General features: G+C 62.3%; 16 protein-coding genes. 4 read left to right on the forward strand and 12 right to left on the reverse strand.

Annotation, left to right across the window (positions count from 1 at the left end; translation table 11 throughout):
* Positions 1-351: 351 nt before the first annotated feature.
* From E8A46_RS13250 to E8A46_RS13265, 4 genes are read right to left on the reverse strand one after another with little or no spacing between them, the layout of a single operon-like run.
* The gene (locus E8A46_RS13250; protein ID WP_291561263.1) at positions 352-1,338 is read right to left on the reverse strand and encodes an ABC transporter substrate-binding protein; all 987 of its coding nucleotides are present in this window, start codon (positions 1,336-1,338) and stop codon (positions 352-354) included.
* Between the two features lie 35 nt (positions 1,339-1,373).
* Entirely contained in the window at positions 1,374-2,498 is a 1,125-nt protein-coding gene (locus E8A46_RS13255) for an ABC transporter permease (protein WP_291561265.1), read from the reverse strand.
* On the reverse strand, positions 2,495-3,421 hold the full coding sequence (locus E8A46_RS13260; RefSeq protein WP_291561267.1) for an ABC transporter permease: 927 nt from the start codon (positions 3,419-3,421) through the stop codon (positions 2,495-2,497). The genes E8A46_RS13255 and E8A46_RS13260 overlap by 4 nt, the downstream gene beginning before the upstream one ends.
* On the reverse strand, positions 3,411-4,235 hold the full coding sequence (locus E8A46_RS13265) for an ABC transporter ATP-binding protein (protein WP_291561269.1): 825 nt from the start codon (positions 4,233-4,235) through the stop codon (positions 3,411-3,413). The genes E8A46_RS13260 and E8A46_RS13265 overlap by 11 nt, the downstream gene beginning before the upstream one ends.
* Before the next feature lie 325 nt (positions 4,236-4,560).
* Here E8A46_RS13265 and E8A46_RS13270 point away from each other — a divergent pair, with 325 nt between their 5' ends.
* From E8A46_RS13270 to E8A46_RS13285, 4 genes are read left to right on the forward strand one after another with little or no spacing between them, the layout of a single operon-like run.
* On the forward strand, positions 4,561-5,439 hold the full coding sequence (locus tag E8A46_RS13270; protein WP_291561271.1) for a xanthine dehydrogenase family protein subunit M: 879 nt from the start codon (positions 4,561-4,563) through the stop codon (positions 5,437-5,439).
* Entirely contained in the window at positions 5,429-5,911 is a 483-nt protein-coding gene (locus E8A46_RS13275) for a (2Fe-2S)-binding protein (RefSeq protein WP_291561273.1), read from the forward strand. The genes E8A46_RS13270 and E8A46_RS13275 overlap by 11 nt, the downstream gene beginning before the upstream one ends.
* Before the next feature lie 4 nt (positions 5,912-5,915).
* Positions 5,916-8,258, forward strand: coding sequence for a xanthine dehydrogenase family protein molybdopterin-binding subunit (locus tag E8A46_RS13280; RefSeq protein WP_291561276.1), 2,343 nt, complete (start codon positions 5,916-5,918; stop codon positions 8,256-8,258).
* A 22-nt stretch (positions 8,259-8,280) separates the two neighbouring features.
* Positions 8,281-9,141 carry an NmrA family NAD(P)-binding protein gene (locus tag E8A46_RS13285; RefSeq protein ID WP_291561277.1) on the forward strand — a complete coding sequence of 287 codons (861 nt, stop codon included), beginning with the start codon at positions 8,281-8,283 and terminating at the stop codon, positions 9,139-9,141.
* Here the strand turns inward: E8A46_RS13285 and E8A46_RS13290 are convergent.
* The 8 genes from E8A46_RS13290 to E8A46_RS13325 form a co-directional block, all read right to left on the reverse strand.
* Positions 9,132-10,541: an amidase family protein gene (locus tag E8A46_RS13290; RefSeq protein ID WP_291561279.1), complete on the reverse strand. Its 1,410-nt coding sequence runs from the start codon at positions 10,539-10,541 to the stop codon at positions 9,132-9,134. The two genes, E8A46_RS13285 and E8A46_RS13290, sit on opposite strands and share 10 nt — an antisense overlap.
* A gap of 12 nt (positions 10,542-10,553) precedes the next feature.
* A complete protein-coding gene (locus E8A46_RS13295) occupies positions 10,554-11,309 on the reverse strand; it encodes an ABC transporter permease (protein ID WP_291561281.1) in 756 nt (251 codons plus the stop codon).
* Positions 11,310-11,316: 7 nt separating this feature from the next.
* Positions 11,317-12,141, reverse strand: a complete 825-nt coding sequence (locus tag E8A46_RS13300) for an ABC transporter ATP-binding protein (protein ID WP_291561284.1) — start codon at positions 12,139-12,141, stop codon at positions 11,317-11,319.
* Positions 12,142-12,148: 7 nt separating this feature from the next.
* Positions 12,149-13,093, reverse strand: a complete 945-nt coding sequence (locus E8A46_RS13305; RefSeq protein WP_291561286.1) for an ABC transporter substrate-binding protein — start codon at positions 13,091-13,093, stop codon at positions 12,149-12,151.
* 117 nt (positions 13,094-13,210) lie between these two features.
* The gene (locus E8A46_RS13310) at positions 13,211-14,305 is read right to left on the reverse strand and encodes a ring-opening amidohydrolase (protein WP_291561289.1); all 1,095 of its coding nucleotides are present in this window, start codon (positions 14,303-14,305) and stop codon (positions 13,211-13,213) included.
* 39 nt (positions 14,306-14,344) lie between these two features.
* Positions 14,345-16,234 (reverse strand): hydantoinase B/oxoprolinase family protein, encoded by a 1,890-nt coding sequence (locus E8A46_RS13315; protein WP_291561291.1) that lies wholly within the window; start codon positions 16,232-16,234, stop codon positions 14,345-14,347.
* Complete coding sequence (locus tag E8A46_RS13320) at positions 16,231-18,324, reverse strand: hydantoinase/oxoprolinase family protein (protein WP_291561292.1); 2,094 nt, start codon at positions 18,322-18,324, stop codon at positions 16,231-16,233. The genes E8A46_RS13315 and E8A46_RS13320 overlap by 4 nt, the downstream gene beginning before the upstream one ends.
* A 148-nt stretch (positions 18,325-18,472) precedes the next feature.
* A complete protein-coding gene (locus E8A46_RS13325; protein WP_291561294.1) occupies positions 18,473-19,366 on the reverse strand; it encodes a LysR family transcriptional regulator in 894 nt (297 codons plus the stop codon).
* Positions 19,367-19,412: the final 46 nt, after the last annotated feature.

The following is a 19,412-nucleotide window of genomic DNA, read 5'->3' on the forward strand; positions in this document are numbered from 1 at the left end:
TGGAAAGATCGTTCAGGAGTTTGTCCAGCGCGCTGTTCCCAGCCTCCCGGGGCCGCCCGGTGCGAGCGATAGCCGGCGCCCGAAACCTTCACGCCCATGGCCTGTTTTCGGCGCTGGATCTCCCAGCCAAAGGGATTTGCGCCGCTCCCACGCCGGCTTACGACGACAAAATAGGTTCTGCTTCGATTATCGGGATGCATGCTCGGTCTAACTCACCGCCGACGCTGCGGCAGTGCGTTCCCGATAGGCGATCTCCACGAGGTCCACGCAACTGTCGCCAGCGATTCTTGCCGACCTGTGGGCGGCCGGACTTGGCCGGCCGCCCGCCTGGTATCAATACTTCGGTTTTGATTACTTCATGGCGTCATAGACTGCGAAGCTGTAGGCGCCTTCCGGCTTCTTGGTGATGACGGGATCCGATCCGCCTGACATCAAGGTCGCAACCGTTCGGTCGTAATCCTTGACGTCCAGCTTGCCGTCGGTGGCGCCAAGCAGCTTGCCGACTTCCGTCATCATCCGCGTCTGGTCCTTTGCGGTTTTTGCACCGGTGGAGTCGCCAGCCAGGATGATCTTCACCGCCTCGTCAACATGGTTCTTGGCGTAGTCCCAGCCCTTCATCGAGGCCTTGACGAACTTCGCCATCTTGGCCACGAACGCCGGGTCCTTGAGGTTCTTTTCCAGCACATAGAGGCCGTCTTCCAGGGTCGCGACGCCCTCGTCCTCATATTTGAAGACCACCAGCTGGCTCGGCTTGTAGCCGCCGTCGATCACCTGCCAATACTCGTTGTAGGTCATCGTCGAAACGCAATCGGCCTGCTTCTGCAGCAGCGGATCGACATTGAAGCCCTGCTTGATGATCTTGATGCCGCCGGCAGAACCGTCGGTCTTGATGCCCAGCTTCGACATCCAGGACAAGAAGGGATATTCATTGCCGCCGTACCAGACACCGATGGTCTTGCCCTTGAAATCGGTGGGCTTCTTGATGCCGGTTTCGGCGCGGCAGGTCAGCTCGAGTCCGGACTTCTTGAAGGTCTGCGAGATGTTGACCAGCGGCACGCCCTTTTCGCGCGATGCCAATGCCGAGGGCATCCAGTCAACCACCACGTCGGCGCCGCCGCCGGCGATCACCTGTGGCGGCGCGACGTCCGGACCACCCGGCTTGATCGTGACGTCGAGCCCGGCATCCTTGTAGAAGCCCTTTTCCTTGGCCACGAAGTAACCCGCGAACTGGGCCTGCGCGACCCATTTCAGCTGGATGGTGACCGTGTCCGCCGCTTGCGCGGTCGCCAACGACAAGCCCATCGTCATGCCTGTCGCGAGTGCCCATACTTTTTTCATGCGATAATACTCCGAAGCTTTAAGAACCCGCCGAGTCAGGTTCGATAGGATGGATGCCAAAAAGTGGTCGCGCGCTCGGCGAGCGCGACAAGTCCGTAAAAGGCCATTCCCGCGATCGCCGCGAGGGCGATTTCCGCCCACACCATGTCGATCGCCATTCGCCCCGCCTCCGTCGAGATGCGAAAGCCGATGCCCTGCGTCGGCGTTCCGAAGAATTCGGCCACGATCGCGCCGATCAATGCCAGCGTGGCATTGATCTTCAAGGCGTTGAAGATGAAAGGCAGTGCCGCTGGCAAATAAAGCTTTTTCAGCGTCTGCCGATGGTCGGCTCCGTAGGACCGCATCAGATCGCGCTCCATATGCCCGGCCGCGGACAATCCGGCCAGCGTATTCACCAACATCGGGAAGAATGTCACGAGCGCGACGACGGCGGCCTTCGATGGCCAGTCAAAGCCGAACCACATCACCATGATGGGCGCGACACCTACCAGCGGCAATGCCGAGAAGAAATTGCCGAGCGGAAGCAGACCGCGCCCGAGAAAGGCAAAACGCTGCGCGACAATCGCGACCAGCAGACCGGCGCCGCAACCGATGGCGTAGCCAATCAGCACGCCACGAATAAAGGTCTGCACAAAATCCTGCCCGAGCGTCGGCAAGGACACGGCGAACCTCGCCGCCGCCGCGCTCGGCGCCGGCAGGATGACCGGGGAGACACCGAAGCCGCGCACCATTACTTCCCAGAGATAGAAGACCACCGCGCCAAACAGCAGCGGAATCGCAAGACTGAGAACACGGCGCGATGCCTTGTGGCGCGGGCGCATCGAAGCCAGCTGAACCACGCATAGCGCGGCGCCGAGCCAGACCGCGAGCACCATCGCCCAGAAGCCCACCGCGGCGGAGCCGGCAACGCCGGGATCGCGCAGCAACGCCAGCGTTGTCGTAGCTCCGCAGAGAACGCCAGCAAAACCAGGCACCACCGACCGGTATCCGCGGATCCCGGCGGCAATGGCCAACAGCAGCCCCGCGGCGAGGGTGAACGCCAACAGCACCGGCCGCGCCGGCAAGGCCGCCGCGACCTCGCTTGAGAGCGGCAAGACCATGGCCGCGAACATGCCTGCCGCGGCAAGGATAAAGCCCAACCGGCGCCTGCTTGGGTTCACGACCGTGTCCCCATTTGTCGCGCGACGCCGCGTTCGGTCAGATCCACCAGAGCGATCAAACCAGAGGCGAGGATAGCCGCCGCCAGCAGCGCCGACCATATCTGGATGGTCTGGCCGTAGTAGGAGCCGGCCAGCAGCCGCGCGCCAATCCCGGCTTCGGCACCCGTCGGCAGCTCTGCGACGATGGCACCGATCAATGAAATCGTAACCGCGACCTTCAGACTGGCGAATAGATAGGGCACGGCCGATGGCCAGCGCAGTTTCGACAGCACTTGTCGTGGTGTTGCCGACCATGTCCGCATCAAATCAAGCTGCATCGGATCGGGCGCGGTGAAACCCTTCACCATCCCGATCGTGATCGGGAAGAAACTCAGATAGGCGGAAATGATCGACTTCGGCAGCAGACCCTGCAGTCCCATCGCGCCTAGCGCCACGACGAAGATCGGCGCCAGCGCCAGGATCGGAACCATCTGCGAGCAGATGATCCACGGCAGCAGGCTTTTTTCCAGCACGCGGCTGTGCACGATCATCAGCGCCAGGGCGATGCCCAATAGCGCGCCCAGCACGAAGCCGAGCAGCGTCGCCGACAGGGTCACCGTGGAATGATAGATCAGGCTGCGCGGCGCGGTCGGTGCATAACCGAAAACCGAATCGACGAAGGCGGTAATCACCTGGTGCGGCGCCGGTAGCAACGGCCGCTCCGCGCTCATGGTGCCCTCGATCAAGTCCGACACCGTATAGGGCGTCTCCTCCCGCTCAAACCCGTCGCGGACCAGCGCCAGGTTCATCAGGACGGCCCCGATGTACCAGATCGCGATCAGCGCCAGAACGATCGTTACGATCGGCGCGTAGCGCTCTGCCAGCCGATGGCGCCGCAACGTCCCGGCGCGGGAAACGGGGAGAGAGAGGGAGCTACTCGTCATAGGAATGCCCCGCCCGAAGGCCAACGCGCACCCGCTGCGCGATCTTCAGGAATTCCGGCGTCTCACGAATTTCCAGGGTGCGGACACGCGGAAAATTGCAGTCGATGATATCGATGATGCGTCCGGGTCGCGGCGACATCACCACGATCTTGGTGGACAGGAACACCGCTTCCGGAATCGAGTGGGTTACAAACAGGACCGTCTTTCCGGTCTTGTCCCACAATTGCAGCAACTGCTCATTGAGATGGTCGCGGACAATCTCGTCGAGTGCGCCGAACGGCTCGTCCATCAACAGCAGCTCCGGGTCGAACGACAGCGCGCGGGCGATCGACACCCGCTGCTGCATCCCGCCCGACAACTGCCAGGGAAACTTGCGCTCGAAGCCGGTGAGGTTGACCAGCGCCAGATACCGCGCAGCGCGCTGCCGCTGCTCGCTATCGGAAAAACCCATGATCTCCAGTGGCAGCTTCAGGTTCTTCTCGATCGTGCGCCACGGAAACAGCGCGGGCGCCTGAAACACGTAGCCGTATCTGCGCTCCAGCCGCGCCTGCTCCGCGCTCACGCCGTTGACAAGAAGCGTGCCGGATGTCGGTTGCTGCAGATCGGCGATCACGCGCAGCATTGTTGTTTTGCCGCAACCGGAAGGACCGATGAACGAGACAAATTCGCCGTCCGCGATCTGCAGACTGACATTCGACAGCGCATCGACCTTGCCATCGGCAGTTTCAAACGTCAGCGAGACATTGCGAACGTCCACCGCCAGGCGCTGCTGCGAAGAAATCAATTCGGCCCTGGCATCCGCTGCGCTGTTCATGGCTACTGGCTCGATCGGAGCAACATACGATTCCCGCACGTCTCGCCATAGCGTAACGTCCCGATCGTCCAGCTTCAATGCTTTCTGCTGTTGCAGCGTCATCGGCAAATACTGGCAAACACCGCTGCAAATGGCGCGCTCAATGTTTGCGCATGCGGAGATATTAATGGGCAAGAACAACCATCGGGGCCGAACATGCCCCTATCGGATTTTCAGATAGGAAAAAACCGATCGGTTTTTGACTTGTGCAGGGACGCGCCTCATACTTTGATGGCGGACCGCCAACAGCGCAGGATCGCGTTCTGATGGCTTGCATGCGAGCGCCATGAAGCCTGCTTCTTTCAGATATATTTCCGCGACCTCGCTCGAGCACGCGCTCTCGCTGAAGGCGGAATACGGCGATGACGCGAAATTTCTGGCCGGCGGACAAAGCCTGATCCCGACGATGAATTTTCGCCTGGCCCGGCCGGCCATCCTCATCGACCTCAACCGGATCGACGGCCTCGGAGCGACCCGGCCATGCGATGGCGGCGGCGCGCGGGTTGGTGCGCTGACCCGCTATCGCACCCTTGAACGTGATGCAGGCTTCGCCGGCATGTTTCCCTTGATCGCCGAAGCGCTGCCGCATATCGCGCATCCGCAAATCCGCAACCGCGGCACGATCGGGGGAAATTTGTCGCATGCCGATCCGGCGTCGGAACTCCCGGCGGTCGCCGTCGCGCTCGGTGCCAGATTCCACGTTCAGTCGACAAAACAACAACGCTGGTGTGATGCATCGAATTTTTTCGTGGGCGGGCTTACCACCGACCTTCAGTCCGATGAAATGCTGGTGGAGGTCGAGTTGCCGGCGCCGAAACCGCGCACCGGCTCGTGCTTCATGGAGATTGCGCGCCGTCGCGGCGACTTTGCCATTGCCGGCGTCGCGGCGACGATGACGTTGGGCGAACGTGATGAATGTATCCATGTCAGGCTGGTCTTTTGCGGGGTGGGTGAAACCCCTGCCGACGCTAGTTCGGTCGCCGAAATTCTCAGGGGACACGCGCCGACCGAACAAGCGATTCGCGACGTCGCGGCGGCCGCACAGGCAATGATAGACCCGAGCGGCAGCGTTCATGCCACCGCCGATTATCAGCGCCATATTGCCGGCGTGCTCACCGAGCGGGCCCTGCAGACGGCTTATCAGCGGGCGCGCCATGGACATTGACGACCACGAAATTACGATCTCTGTGAATGGCGTGCGATACCAGCGCCGCGTCGAATCGCGCATGCTGCTGAGCGACTTCCTTCGCCACGATCTGGGCCTCGCCGGTACCCATGTCGGCTGCGAGCACGGCGTGTGCGGCGCTTGCACCGTCCTGCTCGACGGCCAGCCGGTGCGCTCATGCCTGATGTTCGCCGTGCAAGCCGAGAAACACGAAATCTCGACCGTTGAGGGCGTTGCGGGCGGGGATGGGGAATATCACCCGCTGCAGCAGGCGATGCACGATCATCACGGCCTGCAATGCGGCTACTGTACGCCCGGCATTCTCATGACCATGACGGCATTTCTCGAGGAAAACCGCTCACCCAGCGAAGAGGAGGTCCGGGAGGCACTCTCGGGAAACCTGTGCCGCTGCACCGGCTATCAGAACATCGTCGATGCCGTGATGGCGGCGGCGAAGCGGATGCGGGGCTAACCTCATGTCCACCCGCACGTTCGGAGAGCCAATCAAGCGCAACGAGGACCGCCGGCTTCTCACCGGCCAGGCGCTGTTCATCGACGACGTCGAGCTGCCGGGGATGTTGCACGCGGCGTTTCTGCGCAGCCAGGTCGCGCATGCGCGAATTCGCAAGATCGATGTCTCGCGGGCGCTGCGGCGGCCCGGCGTGGTCGCCGCCTACGTCGCCGACGACCTCGGCGACTACTGGAAGCCCGGCCCCCTGCTGGTGCCCCCTCCCCCGATAGCCGGTATCGTCTTCAACCAGCGCACCCAGGTCCCGCTCGCCAAGAACAAGGTCCGCCATGTCGGCGAGCCCCTAGTCATCGTGATCGCGGAAAGCCGCTATATCGCCGAGGACGCGCTCGACGATATCGACATCGAGCTCGAGCAGCTGCCGGCCGTGGTCGATATCGAACAAGGGCTGAAAGCCGGATCGGCGCTGGTGCACGAGGATTTGGATTCCAACGTGTCAGCCCATGTCCGCCAAACCAAGGGCAATTATGCCACCGCGGCGGCAAAGGCCGATCACATCATCAAGCGCCAGTTCCGCTATGAGCACGGCATTTCATCGCCGATCGAAACCCGCGGCGTCGTCGCACAGTGGGATAAGCGCGCCAACCAGATGACGATATGGGACACCACCCAGGCGCCGGTGTTCATCCGCAACGGCCTTGCCGGCATGCTGGGACTGAGCGAACGGCAGGTTCGCGTGATCGCGCCCTTCGTCGGCGGCGGCTTCGGGCCGAAGATCATGATGTTCTATCCCGAGGAGGTGCTGCTGCCCTGGGTGTCGATGAAGCTGAACCGGCCGATCAAATGGATCGAGGACCGGCTCGAGCACTTCTTCGCCACCACCCATGAGCGCGGACAGATCCATGATGCCGAAATGGCGCTGACGCGCGATGGCCGGATCCTCGGCATCAAGGACGTGTTCCTGCACGATGGCGGGGCCTACGATCCCTACGGCCTGACGGTGCCGATCAACAGCCAGTGCACCCTGCTCGGCCCCTATGTCGTGCCGAACTACGACAGCACCTTCACGCAGGTTTTCACCAATCTGACGCTGGTGACGCCCTATCGCGGCGCCGGACGCCAGCACGGCGTATTCGTCATGGAGCGCTTGCTCGACTTCGCCGCGCATGAATTGAACATCGATCGTGCCGAGATCCGGCGGCGGAATCTGATCCCGGCCGATGCGTTCCCTTACAAGAATGAAATCATCTTTCAGGACTTCCAGCCGCTCGAATATGACAGCGGCAATTACGAGCCGGTGCTCGACATGGCGCTGAAGGCGATCGGGTACAACGCTTTCAGGGAGGAGCAGGCCGCGGCGCGCCGGCAAGGCCGCCATCTTGGCATCGGCGTGGCCTGTTACGTCGAAGGCACCGGCATCGGACCCTATGAAGGGGCCAAGGTTCAGGTGCAATCGAACGGCAAAGTCAGCATCGCCACCGGGATCGGCACCCAGGGACAAGGCCACTTCACCGTCTTTGCCCAGATCGCCGCCGATCAGTTGGGCGTCGCGGTCACCGATGTCGACGTCGTCACCGGCGATACCGATCAGTTCTATTGGGGCGCCGGCACCTTTGCCAGCCGCGGCGCGGTGGTCGCCGGCAATGCCGTCAACGAAGCCTCAAAGGTGGTGCGGAAAAAGGCGCTGAAGCTTGCAAGCGACCTGTTCGAATGCGCCGAGGAAGACCTCGTGCTCGAGGACGGCAAGGTTTCGATCGTCGGAATTCCCGAAAAATTCGTTCGCCTTGGCGATCTCGCAGGCCGCGCCAACCCGATGCGCGGGGCGGTCCAGCCGGGCACCGAACCGGGACTGGAATCGACGCAGTATTTCGGACCGCCGATGGGCGCGACGGCGAATGGCGTCCACGCCATGATCGTGGAAATGGACCCGCGGACCTTCGATCTAAAGATCCTGAAATATGTCGTGGTGCATGATTGCGGCACCGTGATCAACCCGATGATCCTCGCGGGCCAGATCCATGGCGGCGTGGCGCAGGGAATCGGCAACGCGTTTTACGAAAAACTGGTGTTCGACGACCAGGGCCAGCTCCTGAACGCTTCGCTGGCGGATTACCTGCTGCCGACCGCACTCGAAGTGCCGCGGGTGGAACTTGGCCACACCGTGACGAAGTCGCCGCTCAACCCGATGGGCATCAAGGGAGCGGGCGAAGCGGGGGCGATTCCGGTCGGACCGCTGTTCGCGCAGGCGATCGAGGACGCGCTCGATCTGGAGCGCCGTGGCGTCGAATTGCTGGAGATTCCGCTCAGCCCGAGCCGGCTGTTTGAACTGACCCGCAACGCGCCGGGCTAGCAATCCTCAGGATGCCACACAGATGATCCTCATCACCGGTGCGGGTGGCAAGACCGGCAAGGCGATTATCAAGGCGCTGGTCGCCCGCGGCGCGCCGGTGCGCGCCTTCGTCCGAAATCCCGTGCATGAGGTCGCCCTGAAAGCCCTCGGTGTTCGTGAAACCGTCACGGGTGAGATGGACGACCCGCAAGCGTTGTCCCAGGCGACACGGGGAACGGAAGCGATCTATCACATCTGCCCGAACGTCAGTCCGCACGAAGTCTCCTTTGCGAAGGCGCTCGTCGATAGCGCTGCCCGTTCCGGCGTGCCCCGATTGGTCTATCATTCCGTCCTGCATCCGCAGATCGAGGCAATGCCGCATCACTGGAGCAAGCTGCGGGTCGAGGAGATGCTGTTCACCTCCCCGCTCGACATCACCATCCTGCAACCCACCGCCTACATGCAGAACTGCCTCGCCGAATGGGATCGCATGGTCAAAGACGGCATCTATCGCGTGCCCTATCCGATCGAAACCCGGCTCAGTCTTGTCGACCTCGATGATGTTGCGGACGTAGCGGCCATCGTCCTGACCAACGCCGGCCATTCCGGCGCCACCTACGAACTGGTCGGCACGCCGCCGCTCAGCCAGATCGAGATCGCGGAAACCTTCGGCAAGGCACTGAAGAAGCCCGTCTGCGCCGAAGCCGAGGCCAACGAAAGCTGGGACCATCGCGCCCGCGCAGCCGGCATGGACGACCATTCGCGCGAGACGCTGACAAAAATGTTTCGCGCCTACGCGCGCGACGGCCTCAAGGGCAATTGCAATGTGCTCGGCTGGCTGCTCGGACGTCCGCCAACCTCGCTTGCCGGTTTCGCGGCACGCATCGCCGCAGCTCAGGCATGAGGCGGCCAGCCCACGGGGTGGAGCTGCTGCACGATCTTCATGACGGACAGAATCAACGGTTCCTCGAAACGTGGGCCGACGACCTGGATTCCAACCGGCAATCCATCGGCGGTCTGGCCGGCCGGCACGCTTCCGCCGGGCAGGCTCATCAGCGTGATCAGGAACGAGCCGGCGATCCAGTCGGTGTAATTGTCGAGCTTCTTGCCGTTGACCAGCGTCGGAAAATTCATCTCCACCGGAAACTGCTTTACCGGCGACTGCGGCGTGATCAACAGATCATATCGTTCGAAGAATTCCGCGAAACGCTGAAACAACTGCGCACGCTTCTGCTCGGACGCCGCAAAATCCAGCGGGGTCACCTTGAGGCCCGCCTTGACGTTGCCCTTCAAATTGGCGCCGAATTCTTCGAGATGTTCCAGATTGGCGAACTGCTGCCCGACCATCCAAAGCCCGCGCCACGCCTGATAAGGCGACTTGCCGTCAGAGATGTCGAACGCGATCTCGTCCACCGTCGCGCCGGCATCGCGCAGCGACATCGCGGCTTTCCGGCAGATGTCGTCGATCTCCGGTTCGACGCCGATGCCCGCGATATCGGAGACATAAGCAATGCGCAGGCCCTTCACGTCATGGGCCCTCGCCACGATCGCCCGGGCGCTGGCCCAGGGCGGCGCGACCGAAATCGGCGATGCGCGGCTGAAGCCGACCATCGCATCCAGCATCAGCGCGGCATCCTCCGCCGTGCGTGCCAAGGGACCGTGAACCTGGCCGGGGTCCCAGGCCAACGGCATCGGCCAGTTCGGCGTCAATCCCGGGGTCGGCCGGATGCCGACGATTCCGCAGAACGACGCCGGCATGCGGATCGAACAGCCGAAATCCGTGCCTTGCGCCAACGGCACCATCCCAGTCGCCACCGCGACCGCCGATCCCCCGGAAGACCCCGCGGGGCTCAATGCCGGGTTCCAGGGATTTCGGGTTACCCCGAACACGTCGTTGAAGGTATTGGCGCCGGCGGCAAACTCGGGCGTGTTGGTCTTGCCGAGCACAATGGCGCCGGCCGCCTTCAGGCGCCGTACCGCTTCGGCATCCTCGGTCGGCACATTGTCGCTGAACAGCGGCGAGCCGTAGGTGGTGCGGATGCCCGCCGTCGGCGTCACGTCCTTGATCGCGACCGGCAATCCGTGCAGCGCGCCCAACGCATCCCCGCGCATCACGGCCGCTTCAGCGTCCCTTGCCAACGCGCGCGCGGCATCGGCCACCAGCGTCACGATGGCATTGAGCTTCGGGTTCACGCGCGCAATGGTCGCGAGATGGGCGTCAAGCACCTCGACCGGGCTCACCGCCTTGGCAGCAACCATCGACGCCAGTTCGACGGCGGTCTTGCGGCTCAGATTTTTGGTCATATCGGTTTTCCGTTACTTGCCTGACCAGTGCACGAAGCGACGCTCGATCGTGAGGAACAGGAGATTAAGACCATAGCCGAGCGCGCCGGCAGCGAAGATCGCCGCATACATGTCGGGCATGTCGAATAGCTGCTGCGCCTCGAACACGCGCTGGCCAAGTCCATCGGTCGAGCCGATGAACATCTCGGCAACCACCACGATCACCAGTGCCAGCGACACGCCGTTGCGCAGGCCTACAAAGGTCTGCGGCAGCGATTCCAGCAGCATCACGTCCCAGAGCACCCTGAGGCGGGATGCGCCCATCACCCGCGCCGCCAAAATTCGCGTCTTGCGCGCGTTCATCACGCCGTAGGCGACATTGAACAGAATCACCAGCGCCGCGCCGAAAGCGGCCACCGAAATCTTGGTGCGGTCGCCGACGCCGAACAGCACCAGAAACAGCGGAAACATCGCCGAAGCCGGCGTCGAGCGGAAGAAATCGATCAGGAATTCAACGGAGCGATAGACCTTTTCCGACGATCCCAGCAAAATACCGAGCGGGATCGCGATGACCGCGGCAATCGCCGTTGAGTAGACCGTGCGCTCAACGGTCTTGAGGAAATCGACGCCCAGCTTGCCGCTGGTCATCCCGATCCACATCGCGCGGAATGTCGCGATTGGCGACGGCAGCAAAACGGGATCAACCACCCGCGCCCAGACCGTCAGCGACCAGACCGCGAGCAGCACCGCGACGCCGACAAATGGAAGCAATCCCTGCAAACGTTTCATGGTCGCCTCATCCCTTGCGAACCTCGCGCTGGAATATTTCGAGACAGTGCGCCTTGGTGCTGATGAAGTCGGCCTCCGACATCGTCCCGGGGGTTCGCGGCCGTGGCGCGTCGTAATGGACGAATTCGACGGCGCGCGCGGGATGGCGCGACAGCAGCAGGATCCGATCCGAAAGGTACACCGCCTCTTCCAGATCGTGCGAAACCAGGACCGTCGTCGTGGACGTCTCTACAAAGATGCGCTGCAGCTGCTCGCGCATGAACAGCGTCATTTCATAATCCAGCGCGGAAAATGGTTCGTCGAGAAACAGGATTTCGGGTTCGACGATCAGCGCCCGCATGATCGAGACCAGCTGCTGCTGACCGCCGGACATCTGGTAGGGGTATAGATTGAGGTCGATCTTGACATTGAGGCCGGCGACGATCTTCTCCACGCGGGTGATGCGCTCGGCCTTCGGCACCCCCATCACCCTGAGGGGATAGGCGATATTGTCGAAGGCGCGCAGCCAGGGAAACATCGCTTCGCGATAATTCTGGAACACATAGCCGAACTTGATCTGGCTGAGCGGCTGTCCGTCGAACAGGATTTCTCCGGCATCGACCGGAAACAGCCCCGCGATCATGTTGATCAGCGTACTCTTGCCGCAGCCATTGGGACCGAACACCGACATCAGCTTGCCGCGCGGGATATCGAAGTCGAAATTGTCGTAGATGGTGGCGTCGGAGAATCGCTTGGTCAGCCCGCGGATGGTGACGTGGGGAGCCGTGCGCCGCGCGGCTTCGCGGGCATTGTCTGTCAATTCGATGCTCGCGGCGGGCTGTGCTCCGGCCACCGGCGCCTCAGAGCTTCTGCAGGACTTTGGTAACGTCCAGCTTTTCAGGAACCACTCCGATCGAATTTCCGAAGTCGGCAAACTTCTGCAAGTCTGCGATCTGCTTCGGAGTCATGTCGCCGACCATGACATATCCGAGCATCGGCACCATATCGACGACGTTGTCGGGCGTGAACGTGTTCTTGGCGAGGTATTTGCGCGCCTCATCCGGGTTCTTGTTGATGAAATCGATCGCCTTGCTCCATGCCGCGGCGAAATGCCTGGCGACTTCGGGCCGCTTCTGGATGAATTCGCTGGTCATCGCACAGCCCGCCGCATAGGCATCCGCGGCCTCATCGCCGAGGATATATTTGGCGATCAGCCCGGCCTCGAGCGACCGCGCGACCCCGGCCTTGATCATCATCGAGGCGCTGGGCTCAAGCGTATATCCGCCATCGAATGTCCCCGCCGTCATGGCGTTGACGTGTTGCCCCATGTCGAGTTGGTCGATGGTGTAATCACCCTCCTTCAGTCCGTTCTTGGCCAGAATGGCCTTGGCAGTGTTGACGTTGGCCGGTCCCGGCGCCGACATCAGCCTGGCGCCTTTCAGATCGGCGATCGTTTCCGCCTTGAAGCCATTGCGGACCACGAATTGCTCCATCTTCCAGACTTTAGTCTGGCTGTGCATGGCGATATACATCGCCACGCCGGGCTTCTTCACATCGGCGTTTAACCCCTCGAGCGTCACCAGAACCGCCGAAACCTCGATCTGGTTGGTCATCATCGCCGCGACGTTCGGCGGACCACCCATCAGCCTGGTCATTTCCGGCGCGATGTTCTGTTCTTTAAAGAACCCGCGCTCCAGGGCCACGAAATAAGGCAGCGACGAGCTGATCGGAAATACCCCGACCGACACCTTGTCCTGCGCGACCGCCCGACCCGTCGCGATGGCGCCCAGGGCCAGTGCGGCCATTACGCATATCCCGAGATTCAGCGGCTTCATTGATGCGCTCCTGTCGTCCACGCTATGGCAGCCTCCCGGCGAGAGGGCCGGCCTGCGTCCACATTCGAGCAAGGAACGTGCCGGTTTCTATTCGTCCAGCTCGACAATCGCGATCACCGGACCGCCGCCATGAGGGCCCTGATGCATGGCATCGACCGACACGAACACGGCGGGATCACCGATCGCCGCCGCTGCCACGCCGCCGACCGCTGCCTTGGAGTGCCGGTGGTGATGGACGTCGGAATCGTCGAGCATGATCTGCCGCCGTCCGCGCAACATGCCCGTACGGTCAGCCTCGCATTTCATGAAGCAATTGACGACACGCCCCTTGAGGTCTTCCGACCGCGGTCTTTCAGGCAACTGAATACCGGCGTCGCGAATTGAATCGTAGATCCCGTCGATATCGAGCGCGTCGCGCATGACGGAATGGCCGATGCGGTAGCGCCCGCCGGCGCCGGCCTTGTTGCCGAGCAGCACGATCTGCGCCTGGGTCAGTTCCACGCCGGAGGAACAAGACGCCACCGAAGAGTACAGGTCGAGATCCTTGCAGATCTGCTCGGCCCTGGGCATCGGCAGCTCGCCCAGCGCCACGGCGATGCCGAGCGCGGTGGTGCCGTTGGAAACGCCCATGGAATCGTGGACCTCGCAAGCCAGCGTCTGGTGACGCTTTTCCGCATCGCGGACCGACTCGATGGTCAGCAGCGGCGTCTTGGTCTGGACGTAATGCACATCCTTCGGATCGGTAATCCCGGCATCCTTCATCGCCGCCTTGACGGCGTCGGCGACCTTCTGAACCATCGCAGGACGTCCGATGTCTTCGGGCAGCAGTTCCGCGCTCAGCGCCGTTCCGATCACCAGCCGCGACTTGTCGGCGGGTCCGGTCTTGCTGTTGCGCGCGAAGATCGTGGCGTGAGGCGTGATGACACCATCACAGCCGCCCGACCAAACCATCGGCACGTTGTGGATCTCGGCTTCGGAGCGCGTGCCGAGCTTGAGCAGCACGCGCCGAAACGCCTGGTCGGCCAGAATGCGGGTGAAATCGTTGACCCCGCCATTGCCTTCGGTCTTGCCGATCACCGCGATGACCTCGTCGGCGCCGAACTTGCCGGCCGCGATCAATCCCTCAAGGCCGCTCGCATCCTGAACGGTTTTCAGTTCGACCTTCGCAACTTCAATCGCCATTCCCGGGAAACTCCGCGCTGCCTTGGTTTCAACTATCGTTCATCGCATCCGCGGCCGGTGCTCGCCGCGCAGCATCTTTTCATAACCTTCACCGCGGTCGATCATGGCAGGCGGTATGTTTCCCGCCTTCCCCGACCCGGCCCGCAGCGCCTTGGTCGCGATCTCGTCGATGACGGGCCGCTCGCCCACGGTCCCCTGCCCGAACACCACGCCGTAATCTGCCCTGGCGCTCGCGAGCGAGACCCTGCCCTCGATGACGTCGCGCAGCACCAGCTCCAGTTCACGTTGCAGCGGATCACCCCAGCCACCGCCGCCGGTCGTCACGACGCGAACGACCTGCCCTTTCAGGACCGGTTCGCCATCGACAAGACCGCCAAGGTCGTAACCCTCGCCTTCCGCGTCCACCGTCACGCAAAATGGCTGGCCGGCCTTGCCGCCGTTCAAGCCGTAGCAACCGAGCCGCACCCGGTCGGCGGTCACGATGGTGCGGCAATCGACCAGCGCACGATAATGCTTTTCATAACCCTGCCCGCCACGGCGCAGGCCCGCGCCTCCGGAATCGGTTCGCAGCGCAAGCTTTTCCACCAGCAACGGAAATTTTGTCTCGGTAAATTCCGCCGGCTGGTTGCGCGAATCCGGCACAATATGAATCGCGTCGTTGCCGTCGGCATAATAGCGGCCGCCGGAACCGCCGCCGAGCACCTCGCGCGACAAGAACGTTTTGCCTTCGAGATCGGTGCCGAAAAAGCCGGTATAGCGGATAGTCTCCTGATCGGCCGGCATGCGGCCGTCGACCGCCTGCGCGACCACACCGGCCAGAAGACCCAGACAGCGCAACAGCACGAAGGACCGCGCATTGGTCGCGGCCGGCCATTCCGGCGTGATCAGCGTGCCCTTTGGAGGAAAGATCACCTCGAAGACGTCGCAAACGCCTTCGTTGACGTGGATTTCGGCGGCGCGTTCGGGCGTGTCGGCAAGATTGCGCAGGATCGGCGCGATCCATTTGATCAGAAACGCGCCGTCGGCATAGTCCGCCGGCCAGTTGATCGGACCGCTCGATTGCGGATCGGTGCCGTTGAAGTCGAGCGTGATCTTGCCGCCCTTCTTGGTCATCTTCAGCGCGATCTTGTGCAGCTTCGGATCGGTAATACCGTCGTGCTCGACGTAATCTTCCCAAGAATATTCGCCATCGGCGATCTTTGCGAGCAGCTCATTGCGATAGATGTCACGGCACTTGTCGAGGATCGCCTGAAAGCAGGCCTCGACCTGCTCCCTGCCGAAGCGCTCGAACAATCCACTCATCCGCCGCGCGCCCATCAGGCAGGCCTGGATCTCGCTATCGAGATCGGCCGACAGCATCTCCGGCACCCTTGTATTGCGGCGGACAATGGTGAAGACCGCGTCGTTTCGCACGCCTTCGCTGTAGATCTTCACCGGCGGAATGGCGATGCCTTCCTCGAACACGGTGGCCGCGGTACCCGGCATCGAGCCGGGGACCCTGCCGCCGACATCATCGTGATGACCGAACGCCTGGATATAGGCGACCACCTCGCCATCGTGAAATACCGGCACGGTGCTGCACAGATCGGGCAAGTGCCCGATCGAGCCTTCCGTCAGATAGGTATCGTTCATCAGGAATACGTCGCCGGGCTTCATGGTCTCGGGCGCGAAATCCCGCACCACGCCGTTCGGCATCGCCGAATAGGAGCGTCCCGTCAGTTTGCGGCAGTAGCGGTCAAACAGCCCGACCCGGAAATCATGGGCTTCGCGGATCATCGGACTGCGCGCCGTGCGCTCGATGGCGAATTCGATTTCGGCCTCGATCGAGTTGAGGGTTCCCTCGACGATTTGCAGCACGATCGGGTCGACCGACGCGGTTTCGCGCGAGGGCGCGGTCGGCCACGGATGCGACGCGGGATGCATGTTCATCGTGGCGCCTCCTGCGGCGATACGGAGCGAATGACGAGAATGCCGTGCGGATCGACCTCGACGGATTGACCGGGAAACACCACCGTCGTCGAACCGAATTCCTCGATCACGGCTGGTCCATTGATCCGGCTGGCCGGCGGCAGCAAGGCGCGATCAAAGACCGGCGTATCCCGAAAACCCGTGCCAAAATAAACTGCCCGGCTGGCCCTGGATGCGGCATTGGCCGGACGCCCGGCAAGCCTCGGCATCTGCGGCCGCTCGATCAGGCCGAAGCCGGAAACGCAGAGGTTCACCAGCTCGATCTTCTGCTGGCCGGCGTAATCATAGCCAAAGGTCCTGCGGTGGGCCGCATTGAAGGCGCCGATCAATCCGGCAAGGAATGACACATCCACCGCGCCGCCAGGTGCGGTGACGCGCACCTCCATCGACTGGCCCGCATAGCGAATATCGGCTTCGCGGACCAGCCTGATGCGCGAGGCCTCGATACCGTCGCGCTCGAGCGTTGCAATGGCGTCGCGCTCCAGTGCCGCATATCGCGCAGCGACATCGGCGAGATCAACCGCATCCTCGTGCATCACTTTGGTAATGATGTGATCGGTGCGCCAGTCCACCGCGAGCAGGCCGAAAGCCGAGAGATTGCCGGGATTCGGCGGCACGATGCAGGCCTTCATCGCCAACAGCTCCATCACTGCGGCGGATTGAGCCGGGCCCGCGCCGCCAAACGACAGCAATGCGAACGCGCGCGGATCGATGCCGCGCTGGATCGTCATTTGCCTGATCGCGTTAGCCTGACTCCAGTTCGCGATCTCGATGATGCCGCTGGCGAGCTGCTCGATGCTCATGCCGCCGGGCAACCTTGCCGCCAGTGCGGCGATGCCTGCCCTGGCGCGCTCGACATCGAGCGCGATACCGCCGCCGATCAGCGACGGCGGAATCCGCCCCAACACCAGATTGGCGTCGGTGATGGTCGGCTCATTGCCGCCGTTCGGATAACACATCGGTCCAGGTTCGGCGCCGGCGCTGCGTGGACCAACCTTGAGATGACCCTCGCGGCTGATCCAGGCGATCGAGCCGCCGCCGGTGCCGATGGTCTCGATATCGATCATCGGTATGCGCACCGGAAACGGACCGACCGATCCGCCGTTGGTGACGTGCGGCTTGCCGCCCTCGATCAGGCAAAGGTCCGTCGAGGTACCGCCGGCGTCCAGGGTCACCAGATCGGGGAAGCCCGCGATCTCGGCAATGACGGCGCTTCCAAGCGCACCGGCTGCCGGGCCTGAGAGCGCCGTGGTGATCGGTTTGCGCACCACCTGATCGGCGCTGGCCACGCCCCCACTCGACTGCATGACCAGAAACGGCTTGTCCTGAAGGCCTGAGCCGAGCTCCTGATGTACCCGTTTGAGATAACGTTCCATATGCGGCTTGACGAAGGCGTCCACCAGCGTGGTCACCGCCCGCTCGTATTCGCGATACTCGGGCAATACCACGCACGACAACGACAACGTCGCGTCCGGATATTCCTCGGCCATAATTTCGGCGACGCGGCGCTCGTGCGTATCGTTGGCGTAGGAATGCAACAGGCAGATACCGATGGCGCGAATGCCGTGGGCCCGAAAGTACCGTGCCGCCTCGCGCACGCCGGTCTCGTCGAGCGGCCGCAATTCGTTACCGCGAAAATCCAGCCGGCCGCCGACTTCGCGGACGAATTGCAAGGGCACGATGCGATCGGGCTTGACCCAGAAATAGGAATTTCCATAGCCTTCCGGCACCGATTGCCGGGCGATCTCGAGGATGTGCCGGAAGCCGGCATTGACGATCAGACCCAGCGAATTGATCTCACCCTGCAGCAAGGCGTTGGTCGCTACCGTGGTGCCGTGGGCAAGGCCGGCCACATCATTGGTGGTCGCGCCGGCAGCGGCGAGAATTTCGTTGATCCCGCGCAGCAAACCGATCGCCGGATTGGCCGGCGTGCTGGCAACCTTGGTCACTTGTGTCACACCGGATTGCGTGTCGACCGACACGATGTCGGTGAATGTTCCACCGGTGTCGATGCCGATGCGATAGCGCGCGGCGGTGAATCGAGATGACATTCTTTGGTACCATCGACAAAACGGGAGCGTGCGCGTGTCAGCCAGCGCCACCGCACCTTAGCAGCATGGGTCGGACACTCGACCCAAGTCAAAAGCCGATTATCGATGGCGTTATCGGAAAATCCGATCTAGCAAATCCAGCAAATGCCTAGGCTTTCAGCATCTCGCGCAACTTCAGCAACGCAGCCTCCTTGCGCCGGGACAACGGCTCACGCCGACGAAACAGGCTGAACGCGACATTGCGCGCCGGCGCGATCGAGAAGGCCTTCAACAATCCGAGAGCGACCTCGTTTTCCGCGCAGGCACGCGGCACGATGGCGATTCCGCCGCCCGATTGCACGATCATCTTGATGGTCTCAATATTGTCCACCACTGCCAGAATATTGGGCCGGATTCCGAGATCAGTGAACAGCGTGAAGACCACCTGGCCATATCCAACGGTCAGCTCGCTCATGATGAAAGGCTCGGCGAGCAGGCGTCCGATATCGACAGGCTGTTTTGAGCGCGTCAACGCATGCTTTGGATGGGTGATCAACGCCATCTCGACGTCGATCAGGCGATCAAATATCAATCCCGAGGGCAATCGATCGGGATCGGATTCAATCGCGATACCGGCGTCGATCCGTTCCTCGTGAAGTTCGTTGAAGATATTCTTGGTCGGCGCCGTCAGGATATCCAGCCGCACACCGGGAAGATCGGATTTGAGATCGGCGAACATCCGCGGAATGAAGATCTGGGCCATGCCCGACCCCATGCCGATCGTAAGCGTGTCGGACAACGCGCCGCGCAATCTTCGGGCGGTATCGGAGAGACTGAGCAGATCGCCCATCACCCGTTCGGACTCGTACAGGAAGGTGCGACCGCGGTCGGTGGATTCGACGCCGCCGGACGTGCGGCGAAACAGCTCAAAGCCGATCTCTTCCTCGAGCAGCTTTACCTGCTCGCTGACGGCTGATTGCGAAATATTGAGTCGCTTCGCGGCCTTGGTAAAGCTGCGCTCCTTGTAGACCGAAAGCGCGTAACGCAATTGGCGGAAATCCAAGTCGAAAATCCCCTATCTAGCGGGCGCTGCAACAAGACGATCCAAC

Source organism: Bradyrhizobium sp., from assembly GCF_004799445.1.
In the GTDB taxonomy this organism is placed as follows: domain Bacteria; phylum Pseudomonadota; class Alphaproteobacteria; order Rhizobiales; family Xanthobacteraceae; genus Bradyrhizobium.